Raw genomic sequence first — 12,680 nt, 5'->3', positions numbered from 1 at the left:
GAAGGATCCGGCAGCACGCTTGGGTGCTGCCGGATTGACATCATCCGGAGATGATCACTCGATGCCAAGATCCTTGCGGACCTTCTCGTAGTCGCCGCGCAGCGCCAGCGAGCCGGAGGTCAGCGTCAGCTTTGCCGGCTCCTTGCCGTTGGCGATCCAGTCGTACATGTTGATCGCCGTCTCGTAGCCATGACGCTTCGGCGAGATGATGACGGTGCCGAAGAAACCGGTCGCCGCCGGCTTCTTGAATTCGTTGATCGCCGATTCCGCCCCGCCGATGCCGACACCGATGATGTTGGCCGCCGGGATGCCGACCGATTCGGAAGCACGGACGGCGCCGAGAACGGCTTCGTCGTTGAGGCCGAAGGCGACCCAGTATTTCACATCGGCATGTTTGTTGAGAACGGTGGTCGCGGCATTGAGCGCCGCTTCCGTATCGGTCTTCGCCTGCGGTGCGTCATAAATATTCTCGGCCGGGAAGCCGGCTGACTTCAGCACCGAAATCGCACCCTCGACGCGATCGACCGCGGTCGGCAGCTGATCGTAAGAAACCCGGATCGCGCCGACATTCTTCATGTCCCAACCACGCTTCTTGATCTCGTCGACGATGGCCTGCCCCACGGTCTCGCCGATCTTGGTGGCCGAAATGCCCATATGCGGCACGTCCTCCAACGGCTTGCCGTCGGCGCTGACGAGGCGGTCGTCGACCGTCATCAGCTTCAATTGGTTGGCTTCCGCCTTGGCGACGATGCCGGGGCCGAGCTTGACGTCGGGCGTGCAGACGATAAAGCCCTGCGCGCCCTGAGCGCCGAGATTGTCGATCGCCGACTGAACCTTCTCGCCGTCTTCGGCCCCGATCTTGACGACGGTGAAGCCTTTCTCCTTCGCTGCCTGGTCGGCGAATTTCCACTCGTCCTGAAACCACGGCTCCTCGGGCTGCTTGACGATGAATCCAATCTTCACGTCGGCGGAAAATGCCGAGCCGGCTGCCAGGATGGCGAAAGCGCCAGCCACAATAGCTGCTTTGAACAAGCGCATGTCTCTCTCCCTAAACTCTGAAATCGAGCCACTGCCTCCCCGGCAGTGTCCAATGAATTATGTTAAATCATCATACCAGTCAATTGCCAATGTATGATGATTGGAATAATAGGATACAGCGAGAGCCGGGAGGGCCCGTCGCAAAGCCGATCGAATTCGGATAATGAGGTCCGGTTGCTTCCCGGGAGCAAGTTGCGGAGAGGTGAAGTTGGAATCTGAGGGACAGGGCCGAGCGGAAAGCTCCAGCAGCAGCGAACGCCGGCCGCGCGTACGCCGTAACGTTACGTCGGCGATCGCGCAGGATATCTGTGCGGATCGTTATCCCTCGGGCTCGCCGCTGCCCCGCGAGAACGACCTCTGCGAGCTCTACGGCGTCAGCCGCACCGTCATTCGCGAATCGCTGAAAGTGCTGGAATCCAAGGGACTGGTGCGCGGCAAGCCGCGGGTCGGAACGACCGTTTGCGACAGGGACGAGTGGAATATCCTGGACGCCGAGGTGCTCGACTGGATGGGGCCTTACATCAAGGACTTCGACCTGTTGGGCTGCATTCTCGAAGCCCGGCGCACCATAGAGCCGGCAGCCGCCGAATATGCCGCCGAACGCGCCAGCGCCCAGGAGATCGCCGATCTCGACAAGGCCTGGCGGCAGATGCGCGACAGCGCCGGCGAACCGGAAAGCTTCACCGAGGCCGATGTGATGTTTCATACGGTGCTGCTCACCGCCAGCCACAACCAGGTCTTCCGCCGCCTGTCGAGCGCCATCCATGCGGCGCTGAAATATGCATTGCATGCCTCCAACATCGCCGTCGAAAACCGGGAGGATGCGGTGCTCGTTCACGGCCAGCTGGTCGAGGCTTTGCGCATGCGCGACAAAACCGGCGCCCGCGAATGCGCCAACCGCATGCTCGACCTTGCGGTGCGCGACCTTGCCGCCGCCGAAAAGGTGATCGGCAGAACGAAATGATGGTTGCCGAGGAATGAGCGGCGCCACCGCCGCCTGAAACATGGGAAAAGACGGAAAGAACCGCGATGAAGATCACCAAACTCACCACCTATATTGTTCCGCCGCGCTGGCTGTTTCTGAAGGTCGAGACCGACGAAGGCATCGTCGGCTGGGGTGAGCCGGTCGTCGAAGGCCGCGCGCTGACCGTCGAGGCCGCCGTCCACGAGCTCGAAGACTACCTGATCGGCAAGGATCCCTTCCTGATCGAGGACCACTGGACGGTGATGTATCGCGGCGGCTTCTATCGCGGTGGTGCGGCCCATATGAGCGCCATCTCCGGCATCGACCAGGCGCTCTGGGACATCAAGGGCAAGGCCCTCGGACAGCCGATCCATTCGCTGCTCGGCGGCCAGCTCCGCGACCGCATCAAGGTCTATTCCTGGATCGGCGGCGACCGGCCCGCCGATGTCGCCAACAATGCCAGGGACGTGGTCGCCCGCGGCTTCAAGGCGATCAAGCTCAACGGCTGCGAAGAAATGCAGATCGTCGATACGAACGAGAAGGTGGAGAAGGCGGTCGAGACCATCGCCGCCATCCGCGAGGCGATCGGCCCGCATATCGGCATCGGCGTCGATTTCCACGGCCGCGTGCACAAGCCGATGGCCAAGGTTCTCGCCAAGGAGCTCGAGCCCTACAAGCTGATGTTCATCGAGGAGCCGGTGCTCTCCGAAAACAAGGAAGCCCTGCGCGATATCGTCAACCATACCTCGACGCCGATCGCGCTCGGCGAGCGGCTCTTTTCGCGCTGGGACTTCAAGCAGGTCCTTTCCGACGGCTATGTCGACATCATCCAGCCGGATCTTTCGCATGCCGGCGGCATCACCGAATGCCGCAAGATCGCGGCGATGGCCGAAGCCTACGACGTGGCGCTGGCGCCGCATTGCCCGCTCGGCCCGATCGCGCTCGCCGCCTGCCTGCAGGTCGACGCCGTCAGCTACAATGCCTTCATCCAGGAGCAGAGCCTCGGCATCCACTACAACACCGGCAACGACATTCTCGATTACATCTCCAACAAGGAGGTGTTCCACTATGCCGATGGTTTCGTCTCGATCCCGCAGGGGCCTGGTCTCGGCATCGAGGTCGACGAGGCCTATGTCATCGAGCGCGCCAGGGAAGGCCATCGCTGGCGCAACCCGATCTGGCGCCATGCTGACGGCAGCTTCGCCGAGTGGTAAAGATTGGAGGGGTCGCGCAAGCGGCCCTTTTTCATGCGCCGTGTCGGATATCGCCCGTCTCATCCGTCATAGTGGAAACTCAAAGAGGAGAGTCAGCATGGCCAGAGCAATCGCAATCATCGTCGCCCGCGTCATCTTCAGCTTCATCTTCTTCATGGCCGCCGGCTTCAAATTCGCCGATATCGGCGCGACGGCGGGCTATATCACTGCCGCCGGTTTTCCGATGGCGACATTCCTGACCTGGGTCGCGGCCTTCTTCGAGATCGCGCTGGCGCTCGCCTTCATCTCCGGGGCCTTCTTTGCCGAAGCCAGCCTGCTCGCAGGCATCTACGTGATCTTCCTCGCCTTTGCCTTCCACGGACCGTCTCGTTGGCAGCAGAACCAGGCCGAATTCGGCTTCTTCGTCGATCACTTCACCTTCCTCGCCGGCCTGCTCTTCGCCGCCGTCCATGGGCCGGAGAGATGGGCGCTGCGCTACAGCCTGTTGAAATAGCGATCGCTCTGCAATCGTTCCGGAACCAAGCGCCGCGGCGATCATTGCTTCTCCACCACTTGGCAGAGGAGCGTCTCATGGCATTAGAGGGAAAGAGCGCCTTGGTGACGGGGGCAGGCTCCGGTATCGGCAAGGCGGCTGCATTGAAGCTTGCCGCCGAAGGCGCAAGGGTCGCGGTCCTCAGCCGCACGGAAAGCGAAGTACAGGAAACCTGCAACCAGATCGTTGCTGCCGGCGGCCGGTCGATCGCACTGACCGCCGATACGAGCGACGAATCCCAGATGCGGGCGGCGATCGAAGGGATGACCGAGGATTTCGGCGGCATCGACATCGTCGTCGCCAATGCCGGCATCAACGGCGTCTGGGCACCGATCGATGATCTGAAGCCTGACGAATGGGATCAGACGATGGCCGTGAACCTGCGCGGCACCTATCTGACACTCCATCTGACCGTGCCCTATCTGAAAAGGAATGGCGGCTCCATCGTCGTCGTCTCCTCGATCAACGGCACCCGCACCTTTACGACACCCGGCGCCACCGCCTATACCGCCACCAAGGCGGCACAAGTTGCCATGGTCCAGCAGCTTGCGCTGGAGCTCGGCAAACATCGCATCCGCATCAATGCCGTCTGCCCCGGAGCGATCGAAACCGGCATTTCCGCCAACACCACCATGCGCCATCGCGAGGAAACCGAAGTGCCGGTCATTTGGCCGGAAGGCGAAATTCCGATCACCAACGGCAAGAAGGGTTCGAGCGAGGATGTCGCCGAGGCGATCCTCTTCCTCGCATCCGACCACGCCCGTCACATCACCGGCACGCCCATCTGGATCGATGGCGGCCAGAGCCTTTTGCGCTAACGGCCCTGGAAATCAGCCGTTCAGTCGGGCGCTGTCAAGCGTATACAGTTCCTGCGCGCGCTGCACGCCGCGCAACGCATAACGTCCGACACATGCGAGCGCGGCACGCTCTTCCTGGGGTATGGCCGCAGCGAAATCAGAGGAGATCAGCAGGTTGAGATCGACCGAACGGCACATCGAGGCGATCCGGCTGACCTCGTTGACGGCAGGGCCGATGACGGTGAAGTCCAGCCGGTCCTGGCTGCCGATATTGCCGTAAAAGACATCGCCGATATGCAAGCCGATATAGACGTCCGTCGTCGCCCGGCCGTCGGCCGCGCGCGCGGCATTCAGCGCGGCGAGCTTTTCCCGTAGCAGCGATTCGGCGCTGAGCGCCGCACGGCATGTCTCAGCCGGCACCTCGCCCTTGAAGATCGCGAGCACACCGTCGCCGATCAGCTTCAGCACGTTGCCGCCCGCCTCGTGGATCGCCGAGATCGCCACCTCGCTGTAATCGTTGAGCAGCGGGATGATTTCCTCGGGCGGCACACGGTCGGAAATCTTGGTGTAGTTCAACAGATCGGAAAACCAGAGCGCCGCGGAAATCCGCTCCGACTTGCCGCGGCTGATCTTGCCTTCCATCACCTGGCGCGCCGCGTCCTCGCCGAGATAGACTTCGGCGATGGTGCGGGCGATGCGCCCGAGCGCGATACACTTGATCGCCAATCCGAGGACCGGCACGAGCTTGCGCAGGATGGCAAGATCGTGATCGGAAAAACCCTCAGGATGTTTCGTCGCGAAATGCGAGAAGAAGCAATCCATCTCGCCGATCGTGCCGGCTTCGCTGAAACGATGCATCATCGCCACGAAATCCGTGTGACCGGCTTCCGCGATCTTGTCGAGCATGCTGAAATCGGTCGGATCGCCGAAGCCCAGGCGTCGGCGCACCTCCCGCTCGTTGCCCGACCAGAGATGGTAGAAGGCCGAGCGCTGCCAGTTCGCGGCCGCTTCGCCCGAGCTCGTCGGACCGTATTCGAATTCGGCTTCGATCTCCTCTACGCTGTCCCAGCGGAAGGCTCGGCCCTCATGCACGGGGTGCAGCGTGTCCATCAGCGCCAGACCGCGGTCGAGCGGCAGGCCGGCATTCCGGCAGGCCGCGCAGAAGCCGGTCATCAGTTCGGCTTCCGAAGCGCCCTTCAGTCCCTGCTCCGTAACCCAGGCCGCAATTGTGCTGACGTCGCTGTAATCCATGCCGCTTACCTCGCTGATATCAAGCTTTAGCCCAAATCCGGCATCGATGGAAAGCCGATTGGCTCAATCGCCGGCCGGCATGTTGTAGGGCGTGATGATTTCAACCGCTGAAAGCAAGGCCGGAACCGCCCGCCGGACCGAGGCCTCGCGGCTCATGATCGCCCTGAAGGCCGAACGCGCATCGGTTCTGAGATCATGATGCAGCACGAAGCCGATCCGGCGTCCCGCAAGCAAAGCCCGATTGTCGGCATCGAGATCATGGGCGACAAAGACGCGGACCGGACGGTGGGCGGCTTCGAAGGCCGCCAGCACGGCTCGGTTGCCGCCGCCGATCGAATAGACGGCATTGATCGCGGAATCGGCCGCGAGCGCCGCCGCCGCAAGCGTTCCCGTCGCCGCATCGCTGCCGTGCCCCTCGCTGATTTCGGTGACACCGATGTTGGGGTAATGGGCGCGGATGACGCGGCGAAAACCGATTTCGCGCTCCTCCTCGCCGCGGAACCGCCCGCTCGACAGCGTCACCAGCACCTTGCCGCCGTCACTCCCGAGGCATTCGCCGACAAGATGGGCCGCAGTTTCTCCCGCCGCCCGGTTGTCAGCGCCGGCATAGGCGATGCGCGCCGAATTCGGCAGGTCGGTCACCAGCGTCACCACGGGAATCCCGGCCGCATCCGCCCGCCCGACGGCGGCAACGACCTCGCCGACATCAGGTGCCTTGAGCACGATGCCGTGCGTGCCGCGCAGCCGGATGCGGTCGAGAAGCTGCACAAGTTCTGCCGGCTTCAGCACCTCGGCAAAGTGGAAGCGGCAACGAAAGACGCCGGGCAAAAAGGTTGCCATCTCGGCCTCGAAGGCGGCCCTCACCGCATCACTGAAACGCTGCGGCGTCTCCATGACGATATCGATCGCCAGCGTGCGCCCGCTGCTCATCGCCCCCGTCTGCTGCTTCTCCAGCTCCGCGATCGCCGCTCTCACCCGCATTTCCGTCTGTTGCCGCACGCCCGGCCGGCCGTTCAGCACCCGGTCGACGGTGGCGGTGCTCAGTCCGGCCTGAAAAGCGATGTCCTTGACGAGAAAAGGATGCGCCATGGGAGCCCTTCCTGATGGTTTTTTGATGGATTCCTGATCTACATCACCGCGCATCGCGGCGTATAGTGCCTCATCGGAAACAGGGAGGAGCCTGGGATGAAAACCGATAACCAGCAGAAATTGCGCGCCGACCGTGTCTGGCTCTCCGAAGATGCCTGCGATCTTGCCGATTTTCGCCGTCTTGCGGAAAAGACGACCGCGCTTGCCGATTATCCCACCGCGTCAGCGGTCGAGAAAAACATCCTGATTTATGACAGCCGCAAGGTGATGGCAGCGGCAGCGGAAGACCGGCGCGCCGTGCTGGCCGAAATCTGCGAGGCCTTCGGCGACGGTCCCGGCGTCATCGTATTCAAACATGCTTACGAGCATACCGGCATCATCGACCGCGCCAGCGCGATCTTCGATCAGATCATCGAGGAACAGCATCGCACCTCGACCGGCGGCGGCGATCACTTCGCCAAGCCCGGCGCCAACGACCGCATCTGGAATTCGCTGGAAAAACACTGCCTCGCCGATCCGGCAAATTTCGCCGAATATTACGGCAACGCCATCGTCGCGCTGGCAAGCGAAGCCTGGCTCGGCCCGAGCTATCAGATGACGGCGCAGGTCAACCGCGTCAATCCGGGCGGCGCAGCACAGTCGGCGCATCGCGACTACCATCTCGGCTTCCAATCGTCTGAGGTGATCGAGCAGTTTCCGGCGCATGTGCACCGGCTCTCGCCGGTGCTGACGCTGCAAGGCGCGATCGCCCATTGCGACATGCCGCTCGAAAGCGGCCCGACGCTCTTCCTGCCGCACAGCCAGACCTATGTGCCGGGTTATCTCGCGCTGAAGCGCCAGGAGTTCCGCGATTATTTCGAAGCCAACCACGTGCAGCTGCCGCTCGAAAAAGGCGATGTCGTCTTCTTCAATCCCGCCCTCTTTCACGCCGCCGGCACCAACCGCTCGGCCGACATCAAACGCGTCGCCAACCTCCTGCAGGTTTCTTCCGCCTTCGGCCGCGCAATGGAAACCGTCAATCGCGAGAGGATGAGCGCCAGGCTCTTTCCCGCGTTGAAAACCTTGCAGGGCAGGCTTCCACCCGATGAAATCACCAACGCCGTCGCCGCTTGCGCCGAAGGCTATTCCTTCCCGACCAATCTCGACCGCGACCCGCCGCTCGGCGGCCTGGCACCGAAGACGCAGGCACAGTTGATGCACGAGGCATTGAAGGAAGGCTGGAGCGACGAGGCCTTTACGGCGGCGCTTGCCGAGCAGGCGAGGAAGAAGCTGAGCTGAACTTGGAGACTGGAGCCACACACGTTGACATAACCGCCTCCCGTACCCGCGGGAGGCCATTCGCGCATCACCACCGAGGAGGAACCCCATGAGCACGAACCACGGCCGCCTTGACGGCAAGATTGCGATCGTCACCGGCGGCACGCAAGGGCTGGGCGCCACCATTGCCCGTCTCTTCGCCGAACGCGGTGCGAAAGGCATCGTCATTTGCGGCCGCAACGAAGCCAAGGGCGAGGCGAAGGCAGCGGAGATATCCGCTGCAACCGGCACCAGGGTCGTCTACGTCAAGGCCGACCTCGGCAAGGTCGAAGACGCGCGGAATGTCGTGCACGCCTGCGACGAGGCCTTCGGCCGGGTCGACGCGCTGGTCAATGCCGCCGCCATCACCGATCGCGGCACCATCCTCGATACCAGTCCTGAACTCTTCGACGCCATGTTCGCCGTCAATGTGCGCGCGCCGTTTTTCCTGATGCAGGAGACGGTGAAGGTCATGCGCCGCGAAAAGACCGAAGGCACGATCGTCAATATCGGCTCGATGTCGGCCAAAGCCGGCCAGCCCTTCATCGCCGCTTATTGCGCCTCCAAGGGCGCGCTGGAAACGCTGACGAAGAACACCGCCTATGCGCTCTTGCGCAACCGCATCCGCGTCAACGGCCTCAACATCGGCTGGATGGCTTCCGAGGGCGAGGACCGCATTCAGCGCGAATATCACGATGCACCCGCCGACTGGCTGGAGAAGGCGGCCGCCAGCCAGCCCTTCGGCCGCCTCGTCGATCCGCATGAGGTGGCGCGCGCCTGCGCTTACCTGTCGTCGGCCGAATCCGGACTGATGACCGGCTCGGTCATCTGCTTCGACCAGTCGATCTGGGGGGCTTACGACGGCTCGCCGCATCCGGTCGCCGCCCTCTGAAAAACCGGAGCCCGGCATTTCCGCTCGCCGGGCTCTGGCACCTCCCAGCATTTGTCGCTAGGAAAAGGGCGGCAGCATTCAGGGAGGAACTGGCGTGGCCGACAATCCGCTTTACGACATCCGCGATGAACGTTTCGGCGCCCTGGTCATCGGCAGCGCCGCGCTCGAGGAACTCTATGGCGGCTGCCGCTGGACGGAAGGCCCGGTCTGGTTTTCCGACCTCAACTGCCTGCTCTGGAGCGATATCCCGAACGAACGCATGATGCGCTGGACGCCCGACGGCACGGTCTCGGTCTTCCGCTCGCCCTCCAATTACGTCAACGGCAACACCCGCGACCGGCAGGGCCGACTTATCTCCTGCGAACATGGCGGCCGCCGCGTCACCCGCACCGAACTCGACGGCAGCATCACCGTTCTCGCCGACAGCTACAGGGGCAAACGGCTGAACTCGCCGAACGATGTCGTCGTCCATTCCGATGGCGGGATCTGGTTCACCGATCCGACCTACGGCATCCTGTCCGATTACGAGGGCCACAAGGCCGAGCCCGAGCAGCCAACCCAAAACGTTTACCGGATCGACCCTTCAAGCGGCGCAATCGAGGCCGTCGTCGAGGATTTCATCCAGCCGAACGGCCTTGCCTTCTCGCCCGACGAGACGAAACTCTACATCGCCGATTCCGGCTCGGCCAAGCATGACGTGCCACGCCATATAAGAGTTTTCGACGTCGTCGACGGCAGGAGGCTCGCAAACAGCCGCTATTTCTGCAGCCTCGATGTCGGCAATCCCGACGGCTTCCGCTTCGATATGAGCGGCAATCTCTGGACGAGTGCCGGCGACGGCGTTCATTGCTTTTCGCCCGACGGCACGCTGCTCGGCAAGATCAGGGTGCCGCAGACGGTCTCCAACCTCACCTTCGGCGGTCCCAAGAAAAACCGGCTCTTCATCACCGCGACGCGCTCGGTCTATTCGATCTATACGAAGACCAACGGCGCCCAATATCCGTGAGGATCAGGCATCGGCTTGAAGATCGCCGTTCCGGGATGACGACTTGCATAAAAAAAGCTAAAGCGCGTCACACGAATGAGATTCGATGTGCGTGCTTCAGAGCATGAGGCCGAAACCCGTGAGCGGTTTCGGACAACATCCTGTTCTGGCAGCCCGCACATCCATTGCATCAAGAAGGGATGTCCCGATGACCCGATTTTCACGCGCCGAAGGGCGCCGCACCACTTCTGATGCCATGACCGGGAGAGCCTGAGATGCGTTCCGTCGTTTCCTTCAACGAAGGCTGGAGTTTCCATGAGGGCTTCGGACAGCGTCTGCTCGAAAGCTTCGACGCCGCCAAGTCGGTCAGCCTGCCCCATACCGCCGTCGAATTGCCTTTCAACTATTTCGACGAGAAAAGCTATCAGCGTGCCTTCACCTATCAGAAAGTGCTGCGCTGGCTGCCCGAATTCGAGGACCGCGAGGTTTCGCTCGTTTTCGACGCCGCCATGGCCGACAGCGTCGTCTATTTGAACGGCGAAGAAATCATCGCCCACAAGGACGGCTACACCCCCTTCGAGGCCCGTTTCACCGGCAAGCTCATCAAGGGCGAGAACCTGGTGACCGTCAAGATCGACGGCAGCGAGAACCCTGAGATCCCGCCCTTCGGCGGCCGCATCGATTATCTGACCTATGCCGGCATCTACCGCGACGTCTGGCTGAAGGTCACCGATCCGGTGTCGATCCGCAATCTCAAGATCGAAACCGCGGACGTCCTCGCTCCGGAGAAATCGGCAACCATCCGCGTCGATATCGCCAATCCCGAGGGCCGCAGCTTCTCGGCGACCGTCACGGCCACGCTGAAGCAGGCTGACGGCACGGTGATCGCCACCGCAGCAACCGAGACGATCGGCGACCGCACCAGGCTTTCCTTCGGCGGCCTCACCGGCATTACCCTCTGGGACATCACCGATCCCACGCTCTACGAGGTCACCGTCGAACTCCGGACCGAGCACGGCTCCGACCGTGTCTCCACCCGCTTCGGCTTCCGCACCGCCGAATTCACGCCGGAAGGCTTCCTCTTGAACGGCAAGCCGCTGAAGCTGCGCGGCCTCAACCGTCATCAGTCCTTCCCCTATGTCGGTTATGCCGCCGGCCGCTCCGCCCAGGAACGCGACGCCGACATCATGAAGAGCGTGTTGAAGTGCAATATCGTCCGCACATCGCATTATCCGCAGTCGAAATGGTTCCTCGACCGCTGCGATGCGATCGGCCTGCTGGTCTTCGAGGAGATCCCCGGCTGGCAGCATATCGGCGATGCCGACTGGCAGAAGGAATCGATCGAAAACGTCCGCCGCATGATCGAGCGCGACTGGAACCATCCCTCGATCATCATCTGGGGCGTGCGCATCAACGAATCGCAGGATAATCACGATTTTTACGCCGAGACCAATCGCCTCGCCCGCGAGCTCGACAGCACCCGCCAGACCGGCGGCGTGCGTTACATCACCGAGAGCGAGCTGCTCGAGGACGTCTATACGATGAACGACTTCATCCTCGGCAACGAGGAGCTGCCGGGCGCCAACCGCCCGCGCACCGCATTGCGCGGCCAAGAGGAAAATACCGGGCTGTCGAAAAAAGTGCCGTATCTCATCACCGAGTTCAACGGCCACATGCACCCGACGAAGATCTATGACCAGGAGCAGCGCCAGGCCGAGCATGTGCGCCGTCACCTGGAGGTGCTGAATGCCGCCTATGGCGACCCCGATATCTCGGGCGCGATTGGCTGGTGCATGTTCGATTACAACACCCACAAGGATTTCGGCTCGGGCGACCGCATCTGCTATCACGGCGTCATGGACATGTTCCGCGAGCCGAAATTCGCCGCCTATGCCTATATCAGCCAGTGCGACCCGTCCGACGAGATCGTCATGAAGCCGGTGACCTTCTGGGCGCGCGGCGAGCGCAATATCGGCGGCGTGCTGCCGCTGATCATCCTGACCAATTGCGACGAGGTGGAACTGCAATATGGCGGGCTCAGCAAGCGCATCGGCCCGGACCGCGAGAATTATCCGCATCTGCCGCATCCGCCCGTCGTGCTCGATCATCGCCACTTCACTGCGGACGAGCTCGGCACCTGGGGTCTCGAATGGATCGACGGCACCTTGACCGGTTATATCGGCGGCGAGCCGGTGGCGAGCCTGACGTTTGCCGCCGATCCTCTGCCGACGACGCTGGAAATCGTCGCCGACAGCCACACGCTGAAGGCCCGCGAACGCGACAGCACCCGCCTCATCATTCGCGCCCTCGACCAATGCGGCCAGCGCCTGCCCTTCATGAACGACAGCATTGTGCTGAAAGTGCATGGACCCGGAAAAATCGTCGGCCCGGCCAATGTGCCGCTGCAAGGCGGCACCGCCGGCTTCTGGCTGGAGGCGACGGGTCTGGTCGGCGAGATCACCGTCGAAGCGATCTCCTCGCGTTTCGCGCCGGTGACCCTCACTGTGACGGCCGCCGCCTGACGGCCATCACGCGATCCGCATCTGGCTGTCGGGATCGAAGAACACGGCCTTGTCGAGATTGAAGGCAAGGCGGGTGTTCTGGCCTGGAGCAATGCCGGCA

General features: G+C 62.5%; 11 protein-coding genes. 8 read left to right on the top strand and 3 right to left on the bottom strand.

Translation table 11 applies throughout. The features are described 5' to 3' along the window. Positions 1-54: 54 nt before the first annotated feature. The gene (locus CO671_RS00055; protein WP_097603832.1) at positions 55-1,038 is read right to left on the bottom strand and encodes an arabinose ABC transporter substrate-binding protein; all 984 of its coding nucleotides are present in this window, start codon (positions 1,036-1,038) and stop codon (positions 55-57) included. A gap of 202 nt (positions 1,039-1,240) precedes the next feature. On the opposite strand from CO671_RS00055, the gene CO671_RS00050 reads away from it, so the two are divergent. The 4 genes from CO671_RS00050 (at position 1,241) to CO671_RS00035 (ending at position 4,566) form a co-directional block, all read left to right on the top strand. After that, complete coding sequence (locus CO671_RS00050) at positions 1,241-2,002, top strand: FadR/GntR family transcriptional regulator (protein WP_170964906.1); 762 nt, start codon at positions 1,241-1,243, stop codon at positions 2,000-2,002. Positions 2,003-2,067: 65 nt separating this feature from the next. Further along, complete coding sequence (gene dgoD, locus CO671_RS00045; protein ID WP_097603830.1) at positions 2,068-3,216, top strand: galactonate dehydratase; 1,149 nt, start codon at positions 2,068-2,070, stop codon at positions 3,214-3,216. Between the two features lie 97 nt (positions 3,217-3,313). After that, positions 3,314-3,709, top strand: a complete 396-nt coding sequence (locus CO671_RS00040) for a DoxX family protein (RefSeq protein WP_097603829.1) — start codon at positions 3,314-3,316, stop codon at positions 3,707-3,709. Between the two features lie 77 nt (positions 3,710-3,786). Then, entirely contained in the window at positions 3,787-4,566 is a 780-nt protein-coding gene (locus tag CO671_RS00035) for an SDR family NAD(P)-dependent oxidoreductase (RefSeq protein ID WP_097603828.1), read from the top strand. A 12-nt stretch (positions 4,567-4,578) separates the two neighbouring features. On the opposite strand, the gene CO671_RS00030 is transcribed toward CO671_RS00035, so the two are convergent. Further along, positions 4,579-5,796, bottom strand: coding sequence for an adenylate/guanylate cyclase domain-containing protein (locus CO671_RS00030; RefSeq protein ID WP_097603827.1), 1,218 nt, complete (start codon positions 5,794-5,796; stop codon positions 4,579-4,581). A gap of 63 nt (positions 5,797-5,859) precedes the next feature. Continuing rightward, a complete protein-coding gene (locus CO671_RS00025) occupies positions 5,860-6,885 on the bottom strand; it encodes a LacI family DNA-binding transcriptional regulator (RefSeq protein ID WP_097603826.1) in 1,026 nt (341 codons plus the stop codon). A gap of 96 nt (positions 6,886-6,981) precedes the next feature. Between CO671_RS00025 and CO671_RS00020 the strand changes: the two genes are divergently transcribed. The 4 genes from CO671_RS00020 (at position 6,982) to CO671_RS00005 (ending at position 12,580) form a co-directional block, all read left to right on the top strand. After that, the gene (locus CO671_RS00020; RefSeq protein ID WP_097603825.1) at positions 6,982-8,163 is read left to right on the top strand and encodes a phytanoyl-CoA dioxygenase family protein; all 1,182 of its coding nucleotides are present in this window, start codon (positions 6,982-6,984) and stop codon (positions 8,161-8,163) included. 88 nt (positions 8,164-8,251) lie between these two features. Further along, positions 8,252-9,073: an SDR family oxidoreductase gene (locus tag CO671_RS00015; RefSeq protein WP_097603824.1), complete on the top strand. Its 822-nt coding sequence runs from the start codon at positions 8,252-8,254 to the stop codon at positions 9,071-9,073. Positions 9,074-9,167: 94 nt separating this feature from the next. After that, positions 9,168-10,079 (top strand): SMP-30/gluconolactonase/LRE family protein, encoded by a 912-nt coding sequence (locus tag CO671_RS00010; protein ID WP_097603823.1) that lies wholly within the window; start codon positions 9,168-9,170, stop codon positions 10,077-10,079. Positions 10,080-10,333: 254 nt separating this feature from the next. Next, positions 10,334-12,580, top strand: coding sequence for a glycoside hydrolase family 2 TIM barrel-domain containing protein (locus CO671_RS00005; RefSeq protein WP_097603822.1), 2,247 nt, complete (start codon positions 10,334-10,336; stop codon positions 12,578-12,580). The last annotated feature ends 100 nt before the right edge of the window (positions 12,581-12,680 follow it).

Source organism: Rhizobium sp. M10, from assembly GCF_002531955.1.
GTDB classification, from domain to species: domain Bacteria; phylum Pseudomonadota; class Alphaproteobacteria; order Rhizobiales; family Rhizobiaceae; genus Rhizobium; species Rhizobium etli_C.
Note: the sequence above shows the minus strand (reverse complement) of the source record. Positions and strands in the feature narration are given on the sequence as shown.